Below are 20656 nucleotides of genomic sequence, written 5' to 3' on the forward strand. Positions count from 1 at the left end.
CCGTCAGCCTCCGTAGGCCGCGGCCGCTTCGGCCTCCAGCTTCTGCTGCGTGCCCGCCACGTCCTTCGGGTTCTTCAGGAAGTCCTGGAGGATCTTCCACTCACCCTTGCCGGGCGTGCCGCCGAAGGCCTGCGGGGCCTGGTCGGACATGTCGAAGCGGAAGTCGTCACCGGCGTCGATGAGCGCCTTGGCGATCCGCTGCTGCACCGCGTTCGGGTACGCGGAGTTCGGCACGTTCTTGTTCGGCGACAGGTAGCCGCCCAGCTCGGCCTGGATCTCGGCCGCGTCCGGCGAGGCGAGCCAGGTGGCCAGGGCCTGCGCCCCCTTCGAGTCCTCCAGGATCACGGCCGCGTCACCGGCCGAGACCACCGGTCCCGTGTCACCCACCGCGGGGAACGGGAACACCTTCGCGTCGGTCCCGATCTTCATGTCCTTCGGGATGTTGACCTGCGCGAAGTCGCCCGCCGCGACCATGGCCGCCTTGGGCTGGTCCCCGCCGGTGAAGACCTGCGTGACGGAGGCCGGGAAGTCGGTCTGCAACGCCCCGGTCGCGATGTAGTCGGCCTTGCCCCAGACCTGCGCGAGGGTGGTCAGCGCGTCCTTCACGGACGGGTCCGTCCACTTGATCTCGTGCTTGGCCAGCTGGTCGTACTTCTCCGGCCCGGCCTGGGAGAGGTAGACGTTCTCGAACCAGTCGGTCAGCGTCCAGCCCTCGGCGCCGCCGACGGAGAACGGGGTGACGCCGGAGTCGTAGACCGTCTGTGCCGTCTTCAGCAGGTCCGGCCAGGTCTCGGGCTCACTCGCCCCGGCGTTCTCGAAGACCTGGTTGTTGTACCAGATCAGGGACTTGTTGGCGGCCTTGTAGTAGACGCCGTACTGCTTGTCGCCCACCTTGCCGATGTCCTGCCAGCCCTGCGAGTAGTTCTCACCGAGCTCCTTGAGGGCCTCGGCGCCGAGGGGCTTGGCCCAGCCGCGGTCCACGGCCTGTTTGATGGCGCCTGGCTGCGGCAGCATCGCGATGTCCGGCGGCTGCCCGCCGGCCACCTTCGAACCGATGAAGTTGATGATCGGGTCCTGGGCGGGCACGAACGTGACCTTGGCGCCCGTGCGCTTCTCGAACTCCGCCAGGACCTTCTTGAAGTTGGCCTGTTCCGCGCCGGTCCACACGGCGGCGATCTCCAGGCTCGTCCCCTCCAGCTTGGGAAGGGTGACGTTGTTGCCGGTCTCCTCGGTGTTGCCCTGGGTTCCACTGTTCCCGTCGTCGTCGCCTCCGCAGGCGGTGAGCGAGAGCGCGAGCGCTCCCGCGGCGACGGCTGCCGCGGCCTTGGCGGCTCTGCGGTGCTGGGGGGTCGCCTTGTCCCGCTCGGGCGACCAGCGTTTCCGGATGGTGCTGCTCGTCATGCGCATGACTGCCCCGTTCTTCGTTCCTCGTCGAACGTCGAGCGCGCTCCCGTGCGATCTGGTCTACGCCCGGGTGTGCGGGGGCGGCAAGATGGCGTCGGCTGTCAAGCGGGGGATCGTGACTCCCTCGTGACCAGGGGCGCGGCCCCCGTGACGCCGGGTGCGGCCGGGCGGCCGTCCCGTGTCACAGAAGGGACGGCACCTTCGCAGCCGAGACCTCCCGCGCCGCCCTTTCCAGCGCGCTGGCCAACAGTGCCAGGTCGGTCGGGCCGTTTCCGAGCTCCCGCACCGGACGCCGGGCCGGAGGGTCACCCATGCGGTGCCATTCCAGGGGGACGACCGTGGGGCGCAGCGTCGCCGTCCGGGGGATGCGGCCGGTGACACGACCGCCCTGGAACGGGGTCGTCCGCCCGTCCGCGGACGTGAGGCTGCCCCGGCCGGGCGCCGGCTCGTCCGGGCCGGGGGCCGGGGTGTCGAGCGTGACGCGCAGGGTGGCCCGGCGCGCCGGTTCCGTCTCCGCCGTGCGGGGGCAGGGCCCGGTGGCCGCCACCAGGTGCACGCCGAGCCGCTCGCCCTCCCGGGCCACGGCCTCCAGGGCGCGCATCACCGACCCGGCCGCGGGGCGCCCGGTCGAGCCGAGCGCGGGGGAGACCAGCGCGTCCAGGTCGTCGACGACCACGACGAGCCGGGGGAGCGGGGGCGCCGCCGCCTCCGTCTGCCGCCGGGCCCCGCCGGGCCGCAGCCGCAGGGTGGAGCTGGGCGGGCTGTCGAGGTCCCCGGCCCCGGCCTCGGCCGGGGCGCCGCCCCGGGCGGTGGCCGTGCGCTGGGCGACCATACGGCCCGACAGCTCGCGCCCGGTGTGCCACTCGGCGAAGTCGGACCGCCCCAGCAGCTCGGCGCGCCGCTTCAGCTCGGCGGTCAGGGACTGCGCGAACTCGCGCATCCGCACCGGGTCGTGCGCCGTGAGGTGCGTGGTGACATGCGGTACGTCCGTGCAGATCCGCAAGCCCTCGCCGTGCCCGCCGCCCGCGCCCGGGCCGCCCCGGCCGTCGACCAGCACGATGCCCAGGCGATCCGGCCGCTCGGCGGCGGCCAGCGAGGCGACGACCGCCCGCAGCAGCTCCGTACGGCCGCTGCCCGGCGGGCCCTCGATCAGCAGGTGCGGTCCCTGGACCGCGAGGTCCGCGCAGACCGGGCCGCGCGGCCCGGCGCCCAGCACCGCGCGCACCCGTCCGCCCAGCGCGTCGGTGTCGTCGGCGGCGTCCGCCCAGCGCGCCATCAGCGAGGCCGGGGTGGCCCGGGCGAGGCCCAGCTCGTCCAGCAACCGGGCCGCCTGGGGCAGCGGTGCGGAGACGCGGGGCTGGCGGTCGCTCGCCGTGCCGTCCGTGCGCAGCGGCGCCAGCGCCCGGGCGAACCGCTCGGCCCAGGCGGGGGAGACGGCGTCGACGGTGGCGATGGTGCCGTGGCCGACGGGGCCGGCCGGCGAGCCGTCGCCGCCGGCACGGGCCACGCGCATCAGCCGCAGGGCCGTCGCCACGTCACCGCTGAGCAGCGCGACGGCACCGCACTGCCGGAACGTGGGCGCCACGGAGCAGGCCGCCTCGTAGGTGTCCGTCACGGGGGAGGCCGGGGAAGCGGCGGCGGTCTCGGCCAGGCAGACGACGTGGATCCCGGCCCGGGGGCCCTCCAGCGCCAGCCGCGCGACGGCGTCCCGCAGGCCGGCCCCGCCCGGGTCGCCGTCCACGACGAGGACGGTGTAGGGCCCGGGGAACGCGGTGGTCGGGTCGGGGGCGTCGTCCCGGACGGCCCAGGACGGGCGGTGGGCTCGCGGGGGAACGGGGGCGTCACCCCCACGGGGGCCGGTCACCGGGGTGCTCGCCGCTGAGGCCGGGGCGCTCGGCGCCGCGGCCAGGGTGCTCGGCGCCGTGCCCGAGGTGGCGGCGACCGGGCCGTTACTCCCCGCTCCCGCATCGGCCAGCTGGTCCTCCAGGCGGCGCAGCAGCTCGTCGGTGCGGGCCGCGGCCTGTTCGCGGTCGTGGGCGAGGAGCAGCCGGCAGTCCTGGCCGTGTCCCGGGCGGACATGCGGGAGCCAGCCCAGCCAGGACCACTCGGCGGTGCGCTCCTCCAGGGGACGGGAGCGGTCCGCTGCGATCAGGACGATCTCCAGCGTGTCGGGGGAGTGCAGCGCCGCGAGCTGCGCCAGCACGGCACGGGCCAGCCCGGCGAGCCGCGTCCGCGGCCCGGCCAGCCCCAGCGCGCCGACCTCCCGCAGCCCGGCGGTCACCGGCACGGCGGGCAGCAGGCCCGAGCCGTCCGGGGCCGCCCGGTCGGCCGTGCCGAGCCGCACGGCGAGCGCCTCCGGGTGGCCCGGCCCGCGCTCCCACAGCCGGGGGCCCGGGCCCAGCGCCGTCAGCAGCAGCGCGGCCGGGTCCGGCCAGGTCTCCGGCACCGCCGGCGCGAGGGCCGGGTGCTCGGCGACCACGTCGGCCGGCTCGTCCTCGTACGCCTCGGGCCCGGCCGCCGGCTGCTCGCCTCGCCCTCCGGCCCAGCGCCGGGCCCAGGCCCCGAGCCCACCCCGCCTGCGCGTCCCCGACGGCACGTCGGTGCCCCGGAGAGGAGTGCCCTTGCGCCCACGACCGGCGCGCTCGTCCGGCGACTCCGCCGGTTCCTCGGCCCCCGCACGACCTCCCGCCTCCCGGGCGGCGGACCCGGGGGTGCCGCGGAGAGGGGTGCCTTTGCGTTCCTGTCCGGAGGGTTGGTCCGGGTGGTGGGTGGGGGTGCCGGTGCCGGTGGGTGGCGTGGCCGGTCCGTTGGTGCGGGTGCCGGTCGGGGCAGCCGGCCCATGAGAGCTGTGGTGTCCGCGCCCGGCGCGTTCGTCCGGGTGGGTCGGGTTGTCGGTGCCGGTGGGAGAGGCCGCGTTCGGAGCCCCCGGATCGTCCACGCCCCGGGGGCGGGGGCCGGTGCTGTCCGTGGCTCCGGCACGGAGGGGCCCGGTGCCGTACGTCCGCTCGGCGTGCGCACGCGTGCCGTCCGAGCCCGTGTGGCCGTACGCCCCGGCCCCGGAGCGGCCCGCGTGCGTGTCACCGTCACCGCTGCCCGGCCGCGCCGGACCTCGCTGGTGGGGAGCCCGGAGCCAGAGCTCCGGCGAACCCGGGCGCGCTCCCTGCGGTCCAGGAGAGGGCTGCGCAGCCCCGGCCCCGGCCGCCGACGGCGACCCGTCCCCGGCTGCCCGCGATCCCGCCTCGCCGCCGGCGCCCGGAGAGGGCACCCCGCCCCGGCTGTCTCCCGCGGGGGCGCCGCCTCCGGCACCCCGGGAGGGCGCCCCGCCCTCGATCCGTGGCGCCCCGCCCTGGCCCGGCACCACGGCCTCGCCGGAGCCCTGCCCCTCGACGGCCGGCGTGGCACAGGCCGCCGAGCCGTGGGCGTGGTGCGTGGCTCCGGACGGGCCGGCCGGTGCCGGGGACGCCACGGGCGCGTACGAGGGCGCGCTGTCGGCGTGGCGGGGCCCGGGCACGCGCACGTGCCCCTCCCCGTCCGGGGTCGTCTCCACCCGGCCCCCCGGCCCCCCGGCGGGAGCCAGCCGCAGGGCGGACTCGCCGATCCGCAGCAGCGCGCCCGGCGCGAACCGCACCGCACGGCTGCCCACGCGCGTGCCGTCCAGCGTCGTGCCGTTCGTGGAGTCCAGGTCGGCGACCGAGACGCGGCCGTCCGCGCCGACCGTCACCGCGCAGTGCAGCCGGGACACGTCCGGGTCGTCGAGGGGCACGTCAGCGTCGGCGGAGCGGCCGATGCGGATCTCACCGCCGTGCAGCAGGTGGACGCCGCCCGCGTCGGGGCCGGCGACCACCTGGAGTTGGGCCGGGGCGTCGTCCCACTCGGGATGCGGCTCCGGCTCCCCGGGCGCGCCCACGGACAGCACGGCACCGTCGGTCAGCGGCGGCTCGCCCAGCGTGCAGCGCTGCGCGTCGAGCCGCTGCTCCCCGGCGTACAGCACGGGCGTGCCCGAGCCGTCGCCGCCGGAGACCGCCTGGGCGAGCGCCGACGCCACCGCCGCGAGCGCCGTGCCGGCCGGCGCCGTGACCAGGACGTCGCTGCGCGGGGCGCGGTCCCGCCCCGGAGCCGATGCGCCCAGCGGGTCTACGACGGTCAGCCGGATCTGCATCGCCGTCAGCGGTCCCTTCTGCCCGGGCGCGGAGTCCCCCACCCCGCCCCAGCACGTCGGCCAGTACTGCACGCATCCTCGCACCTGCCACTGACACCGCGCCCCTCGCTCCGGGACAAGTGATCTTGATTGGTCGGCTCTGCCCGCAAAAGTGCCTGAGAGATGACCCACAGCCGACCGGTTGAGATCAGTCACGTTCGTTACCGGCAACCACAAGACCGAGGTGAGCGTCTTTCCTTCGAACGGGTGTGGGAACCGGTACGTAAGACCCACAGAAAGACGACACTCCGGTCCTCGGCCGCCCGGCACTACAGTGGGGCGGACAGGCCAGCAGGCAAGGCAAGCACCAGGGAGCGCATGACGTGCGGCCGGTAGGCAGCAAGTACCTGCTCGAGGAGCCGCTCGGACGCGGCGCCACGGGCACCGTCTGGCGAGCCCGCCAGCGCGAGACCGCGGGCGCCGAGGCGGCCGTGCCCGGACAGCCCGGCGAGACCGTCGCGATCAAGGTCCTCAAGGAGGAGCTGGCCGGCGACCCCGACATCGTGATGCGGTTCCTGCGGGAGCGCTCCGTCCTGCTCCGGCTGACGCACCCCAACATCGTCCGGGTCCGTGACCTGGTCGTCGAGGGCGAGCTGCTGGCGCTGGTCATGGACCTCGTCGAGGGCCCCGACCTGCACCGCTACCTGCGCGAGAACGGGCCCTTCACGCCCGTCGCCGCGGCGCTGCTCACCGCCCAGATCGCCGACGCGCTCGCCGCCAGCCACGCCGACGGCGTCGTCCACCGCGACCTGAAGCCGGCCAACGTGCTGCTGAAGCAGTACGACGGGCAGATGCACCCGCTGCTGACCGACTTCGGCATCGCCCGCCTCGCCGACTCCCCGGGCCTGACCCGCACCCAGGAGTTCGTCGGCACGCCCGCGTACGTCGCCCCGGAGTCCGCCGAGGGCCGCCCGCAGACCTCCGCCGTCGACATCTACGGCGCCGGCATCCTGCTGTACGAGCTGGTCACCGGCCGCCCGCCGTTCGCCGGCAGCTCCGCCCTGGAGGTGCTGCACCAGCACCTCAGCGCCGAGCCGCGCCGCCCCTCCACCGTCCCCGACCCGCTGTGGACGGTCATCGAGCGCTGCCTGCGCAAGAACCCGGACGAGCGGCCCAGCGCCGAGAACCTCGCCCGCGGCCTGCGCGTCGTCGCCGAGGGCATCGGCGTGCACGCGAACTCCGCGCAGATCGCCGCCGCCGAGGGCGTCGGCGCGCTCCTCGCGCCCGACCCGGCCCCCGCCCCCGTGCCGGACACGCCCGGCGCGGCCGACCCCACCCAGGTCCTCCCGCAGGGCGCGGGCTCCTACGACCCGAACGCCGCGACCAGCGTCATGGGGCACACCGGCGGCCCGGCCGGCGCCGCCGACCCCACCGCCGTGCTCCCCAACCGGGGCGCGGCCGACCCGACCGCCGTCATGCCGCCGGTCCCGCCGGGCGCGCCCGGTCACCCCGGCCAGCAGGGCCAGGGCGGCCCGGAGGACCCGCACCCCTGGCAGAACCAGCTGCGGGCCGCCCGCGACCGCAACGAGCAGACGCAGGTCCAGTACCTCGACCCCGGCCAGGACCCGCTGCGCCGCCGCCCCCAACGCCAGGTCGCCCGGCCGCAGCAGCAGCCCCCGCGCCACCAGGCGCCCCCGCCCGGGCCCGGCTACGGCCACCCGCAGCAGCAGCCCCAGCAGTACGCCCCCCAGCCCCAGCGGCCGCAGCCGCCGCAGCGCTACGCCCCGCCGGCGCCCCCGGCCCAGCCTCAGCAGCCGCAGCGGCCCCAGCGCGAGCCCCGGCAGCCGCGGCAGCGCAGCGCCAACCCGATGCGCATCCCCGGCCTGGGCTGCCTGAAGGGCTGCCTGTTCACGATCGTCATCCTGTTCGTGGCCGGCTGGCTGATCTGGGAGCTGAGCCCGCTCCAGGAGTGGATCGGCACCACCAAGGGCTACTGGGACCAGCTCACCGACTGGTTCTCCACGGTGACCGGCTGGTTCGAGAAGCTCGGCGGGAGCGGTTCGGGCACGAACTGACCCGAACCACCCTGCGGGGTTGGTGATTTGTCGACACCTGGCGGGTGATTTCCGCCCGGGCGGTGAAGGTTGGCTCCCCGGACGCGTAGTTTTAGCGACAACACGCGTCGGTAGGAGCAGCCTTGGCACGGAAGATCGGCAGCCGGTACACCGCCCACCAGATCCTGGGGCGGGGCAGCGCCGGCACGGTGTGGCTGGGCGAGGGCCCCGAAGGTCCCGTCGCCATCAAGCTGCTGCGTGAGGACCTCGCGTCCGACCAGGAACTCGTCGGACGCTTCGTCCAGGAGCGCACGGCCCTGCTCGGCCTGGAGCACCCGCACGTGGTGTCCGTGCGCGACCTGGTCGTCGACGGCAACGACCTGGCCCTCGTCATGGACCTCGTCCGCGGCACGGACCTGCGCACCCGGCTGGAGCGGGACCGCCGCCTCGCCCCCGAGGCGGCCGTCGCGATCGCGGCCGACATCGCCGACGGGCTGGCGGCCGCGCACGCCGCCGGGGTCGTCCACCGGGACGTCAAGCCGGAGAACGTCCTCCTGGACATGCAGGGCCCCCTCGGCCCCGGCGGCTCCCACCGCGCGCTGCTCACCGACTTCGGCGTGGCCAAGCTCATCGACACCCCGCGCCGCACCAAGGCCACGAAGATCATCGGCACGCCGGACTACCTCGCCCCGGAGATCGTCGAGGGCCTGCCCCCGCGCGCGTCGGTCGACATCTACGCCCTCGCCACCGTCCTCTACGAGCTGCTCGCGGGCTTCACCCCGTTCGGCGGCGGCCACCCGGGCGCGGTCCTGCGCCGGCACGTCACGGAGACGGTCGTCCCGCTGCCCGGCATCCCCGACGAGCTGTGGCAGCTGCTCGTGCAGTGCCTGGCCAAGGCCCCGGCCTCCCGGCTGCGGGCCTCCGAGCTCGGCGCCCGCCTGCGGGAGCTGCTGCCGATGCTGGCGGGCATGCCGCCGCTGGAGGTCGACGAGCCGGACACCGAGCAGGCCGAGGAGGCCGACCGCGAGGAGCAGCCGGCCGGCCCGGCACCGGCCGGCAAGCAGGCCAGGCGGCGGGGCGCGGTCCCCCTGGTGCCGGGCGCGAAGCCGGCCGACTCCAACCGGGACACCCACACCTCGATGCGCGTCCCGGCCCCCGACGAGCTGGCCGGCGGCGCCCACGGCACGGCCCGGGCCCCGCGCGCCTCGGGCGCCCCCCGCCCCGGCTCGGCCCGCAACCGCGCCGCGACCCGGCGCCGCCGGGTGGCCCTGGGAGCCGGCGCGGTCGCCCTGGCGGCGGCGGTCGGCGTCGGGGCCTGGCTCTCCACGTCGGACGACGACGGGGGAGCACCTCCCCAGGACACGAAGAACTCGGCGCCCCAGTCCCCCTGACCCCCGGGCTCCGCCCGCCCGCACCGGCCGCCCGGCGCTGCCCGCCGGGCGGAGCCGTTACGCTGGAGGGCGTGGCAGTCGTCGACGTATCCGAAGAGCTCAAGTCCCTCTCCTCGACCATGGAGTCGATCGAGGCCGTTCTGGACCTCGACAAGATGAGGGCAGACATCGCCGTGCTCGAGGAGCAGGCGGCCGCGCCGTCCCTGTGGGACAACCCCGATGAGGCGCAGAAGATCACCAGCAAGCTGTCCCACCTCCAGGCCGAGGTGAGGAAGGCCGAGGCCCTGCGCGGTCGTATCGACGACCTCGGCGTCCTCTTCGAGATGGCCGAGGAGGAGGACGACCCGGACACCCGCGCCGAGGCCGAGTCCGAGCTCGCCGCCGTGAAGAAGGCGCTCGACGAGATGGAGGTCCGCACCCTCCTCTCCGGCGAGTACGACGCGCGTGAGGCCCTGGTGAACATCCGTGCCGAGGCCGGTGGCGTCGACGCCGCCGACTTCGCCGAGAAGCTCCAGCGCATGTACCTGCGGTGGGCCGAGCAGCGCGGCTACAAGACCGAGATCTACGAGACGTCGTACGCGGAGGAGGCCGGCATCAAGTCGACCACCTTCGCCGTCCAGGCGCCCTACGCGTACGGCACGCTCTCCGTCGAGCAGGGCACGCACCGCCTCGTGCGCATCTCGCCCTTCGACAACCAGGGCCGGCGCCAGACGTCCTTCGCGGGCGTCGAGGTCCTGCCCGTGGTCGAGCAGTCCGACCACGTCGACATCGACGAGAGCGAGCTGCGGGTCGACGTGTACCGCTCCTCGGGCCCCGGCGGCCAGGGCGTGAACACCACGGACTCCGCGGTGCGCATCACCCACATCCCGACGGGCATCGTCGTCTCCTGCCAGAACGAGCGCTCGCAGATCCAGAACAAGGCCACGGCGATGAACGTCCTCCAGGCCAAGCTGCTGGAGCGGCGCCGCCAGGAGGAGCAGGCCAAGATGGACGCCCTCAAGGGCGACGGCGGCAACTCCTGGGGCAACCAGATGCGTTCCTACGTGCTGCACCCGTACCAGATGGTCAAGGACCTGCGCACCGAATTCGAGGTCGGCAACCCCGAGTCCGTCTTCAACGGCGAGATCCAGGGATTCCTCGAAGCCGGAATTCGCTGGCGCAAGCAGCAGGAGAAGTAAGTTTGTCGACAAGGCAACTGCCGCCCTCGGGGCGGTGGTTGCCTTTTCTGTACCTGCATGTCTGGGTTTTACATCACACTCACAGGCTCAGAGTCCCGGCATAGCTCCCGTAGTTGGACATGGCGCACGCAAACGCCCTTGACGTGTCTTTGAAAAATGGGAAGGGTAAAGCGCGGCATGCGTGTCTCTGGGGCGCATGTGAACCGGGGGGCTTTTCACCGCAGCTGTCCCCGTCGAGCACAGCCCCGACGCTGCCTAATGACGATGAGCTACTGGGGGTAGCAACCACATGACGAAGAAGACGCGGATCCGTGTCGCGCGGATAGCGGCCGGTGCCGTGATCGCCGCCGGTGCCTCGCTGACCGCCGCCGGTGCCGCATCCGCCGCGGAGACCGAGGACTGCCTGCTCGGCATCCTGTGCGCCGAGGAGTCGCCCGTCCCGACCCCGCCGACCACGCCGCCGGTTCCGACCGAGCTTCCCACGGACCCGCCGACCGGTCTCCCGACCGACCCGCCGGTGACCGACCAGCCCACCGATCCCACGGACGAGCCCACCGAGCCGACCGAGGACCCGACGAGCCAGCCCACCGACCCGGGCAACGGGAACGGCAACGGGAACGGCGGCGGTAACGGCAACGGCAACGGCAACGGCAACGCCAACGGTGGCAACAACGGCGGCGGCAACAACACCGGCCCCGACGGCGGCACCTCCCCGCAGCAGGAGGGCTCCTCGTCCCTCACCGACATCGGCTCGGACAACACCCCGGCCCCGCAGCAGCAGGCCCAGGCCGACGGCCCGGAGCTCGCCGAGACGGGTGCCGCGCAGACCACCTTCCTGGTGATCGGCGCCGCCACGATGATCGCCGGCGGTGTCGGCTTCCGCGTCCTGCCGCGCCTGATGGGCGGCCGGGGCGGCGCCGCCGCCTGACGGTAGGCGCGCCCCTACGGACCGTAGGCGCAGTGCGACGTTCGAGGGCCCGGAGCGAAACGCTCCGGGCCCTCGGCCGTGTCCTCGGAGGGCGTGCGTACGCCCTGGCGCGCTCTGGTGCGCCGTCAAGCGGTCCGGTGCACCGTCAAGCCGTCTGGTGCGCCAGCAGGGCCACCGCCGCGATCAGCACTGTCAGCAGGGCGATCAGCGCCATCGGGTTCAGATTCGCGAGGAAGTTCTCCTGCTGCAGCCGCTCGCGGTTCGCGCGGCACACGGGGCAGCGGCCCTCGCTCACGGGGGCCGCGCAGTTCGCGCACACCAGCCGGTCGTACGTCATGCGCTTGCCCTCCTTGCGCCGGTTCCACGTACCCAACGTTCGTGGGGACGGGAATGTTCCCCCCTCCACTGTGCCAGGTTCCTCCGGAGGCCGCGCGGTCCACTGTCACAGGAGTGGTGGTGCGGGGATCGGTACAAAACGGCACATCCATGGCGCAACCATGGTCGGTGACTGCGGTCCCCTACCCGGTTCGCGTATGGTCACGCTCATCTACCCCCGGCGACCCGTGGTGCATCCGTGATCCGATTCGACAATGTCTCCAAGGTCTACCCCAAGCAGACCCGCCCCGCCCTCAGGGATGTCTCCCTGGAGGTCGAGAAGGGCGAGTTCGTCTTCCTCGTGGGGTCCTCCGGCTCCGGAAAGTCCACCTTCCTGCGGCTGATCCTCCGCGAGGAGCGGTGCAGTCACGGGCAGGTGCACGTGCTGGGCAAGGACCTCGCCCGCCTCTCCAACTGGAAGGTGCCGCAGATGCGGCGCCAGCTGGGGACGGTCTTCCAGGACTTCCGCCTGCTGCCGAACAAGACGGTCGGCGAGAACGTCGCCTTCGCGCAGGAGGTCATCGGCAAGTCCCGCGGCGAGATCCGCAAGTCCGTGCCGCAGGTGCTCGACCTCGTCGGGCTCGGCGGCAAGGAGGACCGGATGCCCGGCGAGCTGTCCGGTGGTGAGCAGCAGCGCGTCGCCATCGCACGGGCCTTCGTCAACCGGCCGAAGCTGCTCATCGCCGACGAGCCCACCGGCAACCTCGACCCGCAGACCTCCGTCGGCATCATGAAGCTGCTCGACCGCATCAACCGGACGGGCACGACCGTGGTGATGGCCACGCACGACCAGAACATCGTGGACCAGATGCGCAAGCGCGTCATCGAGCTGGAGAAGGGCCGCCTCGTCCGCGACCAGGCCCGCGGTGTCTACGGCTACCAGCACTGAGACCGCACCCGAGATCCACCGGAAAGGCATAACCAGCCGCCATGCGCGCCCAGTTCGTCCTGTCGGAGATCGGCGTCGGTCTCCGCCGCAACCTGACGATGACCTTCGCCGTCATCGTCTCCGTCGCCCTGTCGCTCGCCCTGTTCGGCGGGTCGCTCCTGATGAGCGACCAGGTCAACACCATGAAGGGCTACTGGTACGACAAGGTCAACGTCTCGATCTTCCTCTGCAACAAGAGCGACGCCGAGTCCGACCCGAACTGCGCCAAGGGCGCGGTGACGGACGACCAGAAGAAGCAGATCAAGGCCGACCTCGACAAGATGGACGTCGTCCAGACGGTCACGTACGAGTCGCAGGACCAGGCGTACAAGCACTACAAGGAGCAGTTCGGCGACTCCCCGCTGGCCAGCTCCCTCACGCCGGACCAGATGCAGGAGTCGTACCGCATCAAGCTGAAGGACCCGCAGAAGTACCAGGTCATCGCGACCGCCTTCGACGGGCGGGACGGCGTGCAGTCCGTGCAGGACCAAAAGGGCATCCTGGATAATCTGTTCGGGCTTCTCAACGGCATGAACTGGGCCGCGCGCGCGGTGATGGCGCTCATGCTCGTCGTCGCGCTGATGCTGATCGTCAACACCGTGCGCGTCTCGGCGTTCAGCCGGCGGCGCGAGACCGGCATCATGCGCCTGGTCGGCGCCTCGGGCTTCTACATCCAGGCGCCGTTCATCATGGAGGCCGCGGTCGCCGGACTCATCGGCGGCACCCTCGCGTGCGCCTTCCTGCTGGTCGCCCGGTACTTCATCATCGACCACGGTCTGGCCCTGTCCGAGAAGCTGAATCTGATCAACTTCATCGGCTGGGACGCCGTTCTCACGAAGCTGCCGCTCATCCTCGCCACGAGCCTGCTGATGCCCGCGTTGGCCGCGTTCTTCGCGCTGCGCAAGTACTTGAAGGTGTGACGCATACCAAGAGGGGCCGTGCGGTCAACCGACCGTACGGCCCTTCCCCTTGTCCTAGACTCACCGGCATGTCAGGTCGTGACCCGTTCTGTCAGCCCCGCCGCATGCGCCGCGGGGCCGCCCTGACCTTGCTGTTCGCGAGCGTGCTCGTCGCCGGTGCGGCCACCGGGGCGTTGCCGCAGGCCGACCGGAAGTCCACGCCGGACGAGGCCGGTTCGGCCGCCTCGGCCGGGCACCACGCGGCGGTCACCAGGGCGGCCGAGGAGGCCCTGGCCGACGGCAAGTCCCCGATGGAGGCCGCGAAGCGCGCCGTCAGCCGCAGCGGGGACCGCTGGGGCGCCGTCTACTCCGAGGGCGAGTACGAGGAGTTCGAGGACGCGCTCGACGGCCAGTACACCGGCGTCGGCCTGTGGGCCCGCAGCGAACGGGACGGCCGGGTCGCGGTGACGAAGGTACGCGCCGGCTCGCCCGCGGCCGCCGCCGGGATCCGCCCGGGAGATGTGCTGCGCAGCGTCGACGGCCGGAAGACCGACGGAAGGCCCGTCACGGAGGTCGTCTCCTTACTGCGCGGGGACGCCACCGACGCCCCCGCCGGCACCACCGTCCGCCTCGGCCTGGAGCGCGGCACGCGCGCGTGGACCGAGACCCTGCGCCGCGCCCAGCTGTCCACCGACTCGGTCACCGTCCGGCAGGTCGCCGGCCCGGTCACCGTCATCCGGGTCGACACCTTCACCAAGGGCTCCGGCGACCAGGTCCGCGAGGCCCTCGGGCAGGCCCCGCCCGGCACCGGCGTCGTCCTCGACCTGCGCGGCAACTCCGGCGGCCTGGTCACCGAGGCCGTCACCGCCGCCTCCGCCTTCCTCGACGGCGGCCTCGTCGCCACCTACGGCGTCGACGGCGAACAGCGCGCGCTGCACGCCGAGCCCGGCGGCGACACGACGAGACCCCTGGTCGCGCTCGTCGACGGCGGGACGATGAGCGCGGCCGAGCTCCTCACCGGCGCCCTGCAGGACCGCGGACGCGCGTTGGTCGTGGGCTCCCGCACCTTCGGCAAGGGCTCGGTCCAGATGCCGAGCCGGCTGCCCGACGGCTCCGTCGCGGAGCTGACCGTCGGGCACTACCGCACCCCCTCCGGCCGCGGGGTCGACGGCCGGGGCATCACGCCCGACCTGGAGGCCGACGAAGGGGCCCTCCAGCGGGCCGAGGCCGTCCTGCGCGGCCTGGCGAGCCCCTCGTAATCGACTTCCCGCGGGCCCCCTCCGTAGTGCGAAAATGGGCGGCACTATGGCTAAGGAAAAAGGGCGCAAGCTGATCGCGCAGAACAAGAAGGCGCGGCACGACTACCACATCATCGACACCTACGAGGCCGGCCTGGTCCTCACCGGCACCGAGGTGAAGTCGCTGCGTCAGGGACGGGCGTCGCTGGTCGACGGCTTCGTGCAGCTCGACGGGAACGAGGCGTGGCTGTACAACGTGCACGTGCCGGAGTACAGCCAGGGCACGTGGACCAACCACAGCGCCCGCCGCAAGCGGAAGCTGCTGCTGCACCGCGCCGAGATCGACAAGCTGGAGTCGAAGTCGGGCGAGACGGGCCACACCATCGTGCCGCTCGCGCTGTACTTCAAGGACGGCCGGGCCAAGGTCGAGATCGCGCTGGCGAAGGGCAAGAAGGAGTACGACAAGCGGCAGGCGCTGCGGGAGAAGCAGGACCGCCGGGAGACCGACCGCGCGATCGCGGCGGTGAAGCGGAGGCAGCGCGGGGCGTAGGGAATACGCTGGCACCGACCTGCGTTGGTCACGTACGATGGTGTCTGCACCCCACAGCGGGTGCGCGCCCCTCTCCGGAGGGGATTGTCAACACAACATGGGGATGATCGGTTTCGACAGCGGCTGTCGAAGCAGGGGAAGCGTGTCGAGGAAGCGGCAATGATCTCGTAAACCATATGTCGCAAAAAATAATCGCCAACACCAAGCGCGATTCCCAGGCCTTCGCCCTCGCTGCCTGATAAGCAGTGACTGAAGGCCCCTAAATGGGTGTCAGCCCGGGAGCGTTCCCGGCCCGGATCCTGGCATAAGCTAGGGAACTAAACCATCGAGCCCGGTCACGGGGCTCGGTGGGAAATCAAACAGTGACTGGGCCCGTCGGCGACTTGTTCGCGTGATCGCCGGGGCCGAGAAAATCGCAGCGAACTGCACACGGAGAAGCCCTGGTTCTGCACCGTTGGACGCGGGTTCGATTCCCGCCATCTCCACTCATCCCATGTGGGCGCAGGCCCCGTCGCTTCGAGCGGCGGGGCCTTCGTCATGCCTGGCTCGTGCTGCCCCGCTCCGCCAGGCGCGGCGGCAGCAGGGTCGTCCCCGGCACGGGTGCGCCGCTGTGTTTGCGCATCAGCAGGTGCACCGCGCGCGTGCCCAGTTCCGCCGTCGGTACGGGGATCGCGGTGATGGTCGCGGGGGTGTCGGTGCCGACGGCCATGACCGACAGGTCCTCCGGGATGCGCAGGCCGAGCTGCCGGAAGGTCGTGAGCAGGGGGTCCAGCAGGGGATCGTTCTGGACGATCACGGCCGTCGGGGCGGGGTGGGCGCGCAGCAGGCGGTCCGCGAGGGCGCGGGCCGCGGGCGGGGACGGCTCGGTGGGGTGCGCCGACGAGGCCAGGCCGTGCCGGTGGGCCGCGGTGGTGACGCCCTCGACCAGGCGGCGGGCCGAGGCGGTCTCGCGGAGGTAGACCTCCGGCGGCGAGCCGGCCAGGGCCACCGATCGGTGGCCGAGGCCGGCCAGGTGCCGCACGCACGCCTCGCCCGCCGCGCGGTAGTCCAGGTCGACGCAGGTCAGATCCCGTGGTTCGGTGGGGAGGCCGAGCAGCACCAGCGGGTGGTCCAAGGAGCGGAGCAGGGGCAGGCGCGGGTCGTGGAGGGCGATGTCCAGGACCAGGAGCGCGTCGGCCGGCGCCGACCCCCGGAGCCGGGTCAGGCCCTCTTCATGGGTGAGGAGCAGGACGTCGTGGTCGTACGCGCGGGCCGCTGTCACCACCGACTGCGTCAGCCGCATCGTCGCCGGTACGTCGACGCCGCCGCGCAGCGGAGCCGCCACGGCCAGGACCTTCGACCCGCCGTGCGACGGCGCTGCCGTCCGCGGCCGGTAGCCCAGCTCCCGGGCCGCCGCCTCCACGCGGCGCCGGGTCTCCGGGGAGATCGGGCGCTTGCCGCTCAGCGCGTAGGAGACGGTGCTGGGGGAGACCCCGGCCCGGCGGGCCACGTCCGTGATCCTGACCATCAGGCCGGCTCCAGCGTCAGGGTGCCCGTCCCCGCCGCCGCCCGCACCTCGCGGTGGCCGTCGGCCAGGGCCCAGGGCGCCGACGGGTCGCTGCAGGAGGCCCGCAGGGTGCCCCCGTCGCACACGACCGTGAAGGTCACCTCCCCGATCCGTACCGTCCGCTCGTCGCCCGGCCGCAGGCCGTACGCCCGGAGCGTCACCCCGTCGGCGTGGACGTAGTCCGGGCGGTCGTCCCGCGCGCCCACCGGGAGCACCGCTCCCGGCCGGACCAGCAGCGGGACGCTCAGGAAGTCGTGCCGCTCGCGCACCCAGCGCGGCCCGGTCACCGTCTCGCCGGTGAGGAAGTGCGTCCAGGTGCCCTCGGGGACGTAGTACGAGACGTCACCCTCGTCGCTGAAGACCGGCGCGACCAGCAGGTCCGGGCCGAGCATGTACTGCCGCTCCAGGTGCGCGCAGCCCGGGTCGTCCGGGAACTCCAGCACCATCGCCCGCATCACCGGCACGCCCTCGGTGTGGGCCGTGCGGGCCGCCTCGTACAGGTACGGCATGAGGCGCAGCTTCAGCCGGGTGAACCGCCGGGCCACCTCGACGGACTCGTCGTCGAAGAGCCAGGGGACCCGGTAGGAGCTGCTGCCGTGCAGGCGGCTGTGGGAGGAGAGCAGGCCGAAGGCCAGCCAGCGCTTGAACAGGGCCGGGGTCGGGGTGCCCTCGAAGCCGCCGATGTCGTGGCTCCAGAAGCCGAAACCCGACAGGCCGAGGGACAGGCCGCCGCGCAGCGACTCCGCCATCGACTCGTAGGTGGCCTCGCAGTCGCCGCCCCAGTGCACCGGGAACTGCTGGCTCCCCGTCGTCGCCGAGCGGGCGAAGAGGACCGCCTCCGCCTCGCCGCGGTGCTTGCGCAGCACCTCGAAGACCGTGCGGTTGTACAGGTACGTGTAGTAGTTGTGCATCCGCTCCGGGTCGGAGCCGTCGGACCAGACCACGTCGAGCGGTACGCGTTCGCCGAAGTCGGTCTTGAAGCAGTCGACGCCCTGCGCGAGCAGCGCCTCCAGCTTCGCGGCGTACCAGTCGCGGGCGGCCGGCGAGGTGAAGTCGACCAGGGCCATGCCCGGCTGCCACATGTCCCACTGCCAGACACTGCCGTCCGGGCGTCTCAGCAGGTGCCCGAGCGCCTTCCCCTCGGCGAACAGCGGGGAGCGCTGGGCGATGTACGGGTTGATCCAGACGGAGACCCGCAGGTCACGGTCCTTCAGGCGGGCGAGCATGCCCTCCGGGTCGGGGAAGACCCGCTCGTCCCACCGGAAGTCGCACCAGTGGTACTCGCGCATCCAGAAGCAGTCGAAGTGGAAGACGGACAGGGGGAGTTCGCGTTCCCGCATGCCCTCGATGAAGGACGTCACCGTCTCCTCGTCGTACGAGGTGGTGAAGGACGTCGACAGCCACAGGCCGAACGACCAGGCGGGCGGCAGGGCCGGGCGGCCGGTCAGGGCCGTGTACTTGCGCAGGATGTCCTTCGGGGTGGGGCCGTAGATGACGTAGTACGTCAGCTCCTGCGTCTCGGCGCTGAACTGCACCCGGGAGACGACCTCCGAGGCGACCTCGAAGGACACCTTGCCGGGGTGGTCGACGAAGACGCCGTAGCCCGCGTCCGTGAGGTAGAAGGGCACGTTCTTGTAGGCCTGTTCGCTGCACGTGCCGCCGTCGGACTGCCAGATGTCGACGACCTGACCGTTCTTCACCAGCGGACCGAAGCGCTCCCCGAGGCCGTAGACGGACGTGCCGACCTTCAGGACGAGCTGTTCGCGCAGGTGGTGCCCGCCGTCCGGGTCCCGCATGATGCCCGTGCTTTTGTGGCCGCTGCCGGTGAGCGTGCGGCCGTGCGCGAGGAAATCGACCTGCCAGGGGCCGCCGCGGGAGAGCCGGACCGACAGGTCGCCCGAGGTCAGGGTCGCGTGCTCGTCGTCGTACGAGAGCCGCGGGGCGGTCTCCGACGCCGTGATCCCGAACGCGGGGCCCTGGGGGCGGCCGCCCGTGAAGTGCGTCAGCGTCAGGCCGATGACGTCGGGCATGGGCGTGTGGGCGGTGACCGTGAGGACGGGGCCCGTCATCAGGTCGCCGCGGGAGCGGATGGGCCGGGTCGGAGCGTGCATCTCCAGCGTGCCGTCCGACTCGATGACGTCGAGGACTTCGGCCGGGTAGGCCGCGGTGACGCCCTCGCGCAGGAGCCAGTAGCCGTCGGTGAACTTCATGTGGGGGGTCCCTCGCTTCACGGCGCGTGTTGTCGAAGCGCTTCGACAGCCGAACGTATGGGGGGTTGCGTGAGGCCGTCAATGGGTCGTGCGGGTACGGGTGAAGCGATTCGACGCGACCGTCAGGGACAGCGCCAGGGCCAGGGCCGCCGCCGTCACCGGGACGCCGTATCCGGCCGTCGCCGACACGTGCTCCGCCGTCCAGCCGCCGAGTGCGCTGCCACCGGCGATGCCGCCGAGCAGACCGGTCACCGCGAGGGTCATGCCCTCGTTCAGCCGGCCCTCGGGGGTGCGCTCCTGGACCAGCGTCATGGTGGTGACCATCGTCGGGGCCGTCGCCATCCCGGCCACCAGCAGGGCGCCCGCCAGGAGCGGGAGCGAACCGGTGAGCGCGGCGGCGAGCAGCGGCAGGGTCAGCAGGACGCCCATCGCGGCCACGCACCACGACAGGCGGGCCGCGGCCGGGCGGGCCGGCTTCGCCGCGCCGTAGAGCAGGCCCGCGGCGCAGGATCCCGCCGCCTGGAGCGCGAGCACGGCACCCGCCGCCGCACCGTGGCCCCGCGCGTCCGCGAACGCCAGCGTGACGACCTCCGTCGAGCCGAAGATCCCGCCCATCGCCAGGCAGACCGCGAGCAACGGGGGCATGCCGGGAGAGCGCAGCGGCGCCTTCGCGGGTATCCGCTCGCGGACCGGCGGTTCCGTCGCCCGCCGGGACGTGAACAGGAGCATGCCGGTCAGCAGCAGCACCGCGCCGGCCAGCGTGCCCGCCTCCGGGAAGAGCGCCGCGCACAGGAAGGCCGCGAGCACCGGGCCCAGCATGAAGCACAGTTCGTCCGCGGCCTGCTCGAAGGAGTTGGCGGTGTGCAGGGCCTTGGCGTCACCGGCCAGCAGATGGGCCCAGCGGGCCCGGGACATGCCGCCGGTGTTGGGGGTCGTGGCGGTGGCGGCGTAGGCGGCGAACAGGGTCCAGTCCGGGGCGTCGTGGCGGACGCACAGCAGCAGCGCGAGGGAGCCGAGCACGGCGATCACCGTGGCGGGCAGGGCCACCCGGGCCTGGCCGTACCGGTCGACGAGCCGCGCGGTCCAGGGCGCGACGACCGCGGTCGCCGCGAGCCCCGTCGCCGTGACGGCGCCGGCCAGGGCGTACGAGCCCCGCGTCCCGGCGATCATGACGACGGCGCTGACGCTGAACATGCCCATCGGCAACCGGGCGATCAGGTTCCCGGCGGTGAAGGCGCGGGCGCCCGGCAGCCGGAACAGGCGGCGGTACGGGGAGAGTGGCGGCATGCGCCCACCGTCGCCCGGGGGTGATCAAGCGGTCCAACACCTGTTCCGCGCGGAATCACGCACCTGGGTTGTGAACGGCCGGAACCCATGGCGGCCGTCGAGGGAAACCCGTGGCGGGAAACCCCGTGGCGAGAAATGTTCGCTCCCTGTTTTTCATACAGAAATATGGAGATTACTGATGTTCCTCATGATGCATGGAAAAGATGCTCATTCGGGACAATCCTTCACTCGTTTGCCGCGCATCCGGCGAAGTGGGCAGGCGGTTAGTCGGTACATGACCGAGGCGACCAGGAAAGACGGTTGGGCGGTAACGCTCGGCCCGTACACCTACATTCCGGCTCCAGTGCACTCGTCGGCCACCGTCAACGGCACCCTCACCAAGGCCGGTTGCCCGGTCACGCTGCAGGTGACCGAGCCGGTGCTGCGCGATTTCATCGACGCCATGAGCGCGCTGGAAAAGGATCTCGCCCGGCGGTGGATCAGTGCGACGGAATGGCCCGCTTTCGCGCTCGCGGAATAGTCGGGCCGCC

Annotated in this window: 15 protein-coding genes and 1 other RNA gene; 10 read left to right on the forward strand and 6 right to left on the reverse strand. The window is 72.9% G+C overall.

The window, feature by feature from the left end; genetic code table 11:
* Positions 1-3: 3 nt before the first annotated feature.
* Entirely contained in the window at positions 4-1407 is a 1404-nt protein-coding gene (locus ACSUPV_RS24910) for an ABC transporter substrate-binding protein (protein WP_436948585.1), read from the reverse strand.
* Positions 1408-1585: 178 nt separating this feature from the next.
* Complete coding sequence (locus tag ACSUPV_RS24915) at positions 1586-5563, reverse strand: FHA domain-containing protein (RefSeq protein WP_436949940.1); 3978 nt, start codon at positions 5561-5563, stop codon at positions 1586-1588.
* A gap of 362 nt (positions 5564-5925) precedes the next feature.
* On the opposite strand from ACSUPV_RS24915, the gene ACSUPV_RS24920 reads away from it, so the two are divergent.
* From ACSUPV_RS24920 to ACSUPV_RS24935, 4 genes are all read left to right on the forward strand, one after another.
* On the forward strand, positions 5926-7617 hold the full coding sequence (locus ACSUPV_RS24920; RefSeq protein ID WP_436948586.1) for a serine/threonine-protein kinase: 1692 nt from the start codon (positions 5926-5928) through the stop codon (positions 7615-7617).
* A 122-nt stretch (positions 7618-7739) separates the two neighbouring features.
* Positions 7740-8987: a serine/threonine-protein kinase gene (locus tag ACSUPV_RS24925; RefSeq protein WP_436948587.1), complete on the forward strand. Its 1248-nt coding sequence runs from the start codon at positions 7740-7742 to the stop codon at positions 8985-8987.
* A gap of 71 nt (positions 8988-9058) precedes the next feature.
* The gene (gene prfB, locus ACSUPV_RS24930; protein WP_031113100.1) at positions 9059-10165 is read left to right on the forward strand and encodes a peptide chain release factor 2; all 1107 of its coding nucleotides are present in this window, start codon (positions 9059-9061) and stop codon (positions 10163-10165) included.
* Positions 10166-10454: 289 nt separating this feature from the next.
* Positions 10455-11093 (forward strand): LPXTG cell wall anchor domain-containing protein, encoded by a 639-nt coding sequence (locus tag ACSUPV_RS24935; RefSeq protein ID WP_436948588.1) that lies wholly within the window; start codon positions 10455-10457, stop codon positions 11091-11093.
* Between the two features lie 145 nt (positions 11094-11238).
* On the opposite strand, the gene ACSUPV_RS24940 is transcribed toward ACSUPV_RS24935, so the two are convergent.
* A complete protein-coding gene (locus tag ACSUPV_RS24940) occupies positions 11239-11430 on the reverse strand; it encodes a hypothetical protein (RefSeq protein WP_031113103.1) in 192 nt (63 codons plus the stop codon).
* 237 nt (positions 11431-11667) lie between these two features.
* Between ACSUPV_RS24940 and ftsE the strand changes: the two genes are divergently transcribed.
* The 5 genes from ftsE (at position 11668) to ssrA (ending at position 15571) form a co-directional block, all read left to right on the forward strand.
* The gene (ftsE, locus tag ACSUPV_RS24945; RefSeq protein WP_003990615.1) at positions 11668-12357 is read left to right on the forward strand and encodes a cell division ATP-binding protein FtsE; all 690 of its coding nucleotides are present in this window, start codon (positions 11668-11670) and stop codon (positions 12355-12357) included.
* Between the two features lie 41 nt (positions 12358-12398).
* Positions 12399-13316: a permease-like cell division protein FtsX gene (gene ftsX, locus ACSUPV_RS24950; protein WP_031113105.1), complete on the forward strand. Its 918-nt coding sequence runs from the start codon at positions 12399-12401 to the stop codon at positions 13314-13316.
* 68 nt (positions 13317-13384) lie between these two features.
* Positions 13385-14554: a S41 family peptidase gene (locus ACSUPV_RS24955; RefSeq protein WP_436948589.1), complete on the forward strand. Its 1170-nt coding sequence runs from the start codon at positions 13385-13387 to the stop codon at positions 14552-14554.
* A 46-nt stretch (positions 14555-14600) separates the two neighbouring features.
* Positions 14601-15083 (forward strand): SsrA-binding protein SmpB, encoded by a 483-nt coding sequence (smpB, locus tag ACSUPV_RS24960; RefSeq protein WP_037767664.1) that lies wholly within the window; start codon positions 14601-14603, stop codon positions 15081-15083.
* Between the two features lie 99 nt (positions 15084-15182).
* Positions 15183-15571, forward strand: a transfer-messenger RNA (tmRNA) gene (gene ssrA / locus ACSUPV_RS24965).
* Between the two features lie 47 nt (positions 15572-15618).
* Here ssrA and ACSUPV_RS24970 read toward each other — a convergent pair.
* From ACSUPV_RS24970 to ACSUPV_RS24980, 3 genes are all read right to left on the reverse strand, one after another.
* Positions 15619-16590 (reverse strand): LacI family DNA-binding transcriptional regulator, encoded by a 972-nt coding sequence (locus ACSUPV_RS24970; RefSeq protein WP_436948590.1) that lies wholly within the window; start codon positions 16588-16590, stop codon positions 15619-15621.
* On the reverse strand, positions 16590-18839 hold the full coding sequence (gene yicI, locus ACSUPV_RS24975) for an alpha-xylosidase (protein WP_436948591.1): 2250 nt from the start codon (positions 18837-18839) through the stop codon (positions 16590-16592). Before yicI ends, ACSUPV_RS24970 begins: the two co-directional genes overlap by 1 nt.
* Before the next feature lie 78 nt (positions 18840-18917).
* On the reverse strand, positions 18918-20126 hold the full coding sequence (locus ACSUPV_RS24980) for an MFS transporter (protein ID WP_436948592.1): 1209 nt from the start codon (positions 20124-20126) through the stop codon (positions 18918-18920).
* A 274-nt stretch (positions 20127-20400) separates the two neighbouring features.
* Between ACSUPV_RS24980 and ACSUPV_RS24985 the strand changes: the two genes are divergently transcribed.
* A complete protein-coding gene (locus ACSUPV_RS24985; RefSeq protein WP_031113114.1) occupies positions 20401-20646 on the forward strand; it encodes a hypothetical protein in 246 nt (81 codons plus the stop codon).
* Positions 20647-20656: the final 10 nt, after the last annotated feature.

Origin of the sequence: Streptomyces sp. SudanB52_2052 (genome assembly GCF_964272415.1) — a bacterium.
GTDB classification, from domain to species: Bacteria; Actinomycetota; Actinomycetes; order Streptomycetales; family Streptomycetaceae; genus Streptomyces; species Streptomyces olindensis.

Bases quoted from the DNA above. Each gene is read 5' to 3' on its own strand.
- ACSUPV_RS24910 (WP_436948585.1), bottom strand. From the start codon at position 1,407: ATGCGCATGACGAGCAGCACCATCCGGAAACGCTGGTCGCCCGAGCGG.
- ACSUPV_RS24915 (WP_436949940.1), bottom strand. From the start codon at position 5,563: ATGCAGATCCGGCTGACCGTCGTAGACCCGCTGGGCGCATCGGCTCCG.
- ACSUPV_RS24935 (WP_436948588.1), top strand. From the start codon at position 10,455: ATGACGAAGAAGACGCGGATCCGTGTCGCGCGGATAGCGGCCGGTGCC.
- ACSUPV_RS24940 (WP_031113103.1), bottom strand. From the start codon at position 11,430: ATGACGTACGACCGGCTGGTGTGCGCGAACTGCGCGGCCCCCGTGAGC.
- ftsX (WP_031113105.1), top strand. From the start codon at position 12,399: ATGCGCGCCCAGTTCGTCCTGTCGGAGATCGGCGTCGGTCTCCGCCGC.
- ACSUPV_RS24955 (WP_436948589.1), top strand. From the start codon at position 13,385: ATGTCAGGTCGTGACCCGTTCTGTCAGCCCCGCCGCATGCGCCGCGGG.
- smpB (WP_037767664.1), top strand. From the start codon at position 14,601: ATGGCTAAGGAAAAAGGGCGCAAGCTGATCGCGCAGAACAAGAAGGCG.
- ACSUPV_RS24970 (WP_436948590.1), bottom strand. From the start codon at position 16,590: ATGGTCAGGATCACGGACGTGGCCCGCCGGGCCGGGGTCTCCCCCAGC.
- yicI (WP_436948591.1), bottom strand. From the start codon at position 18,839: ATGAAGTTCACCGACGGCTACTGGCTCCTGCGCGAGGGCGTCACCGCG.
- ACSUPV_RS24980 (WP_436948592.1), bottom strand. From the start codon at position 20,126: ATGCCGCCACTCTCCCCGTACCGCCGCCTGTTCCGGCTGCCGGGCGCC.
- ACSUPV_RS24985 (WP_031113114.1), top strand. From the start codon at position 20,401: ATGACCGAGGCGACCAGGAAAGACGGTTGGGCGGTAACGCTCGGCCCG.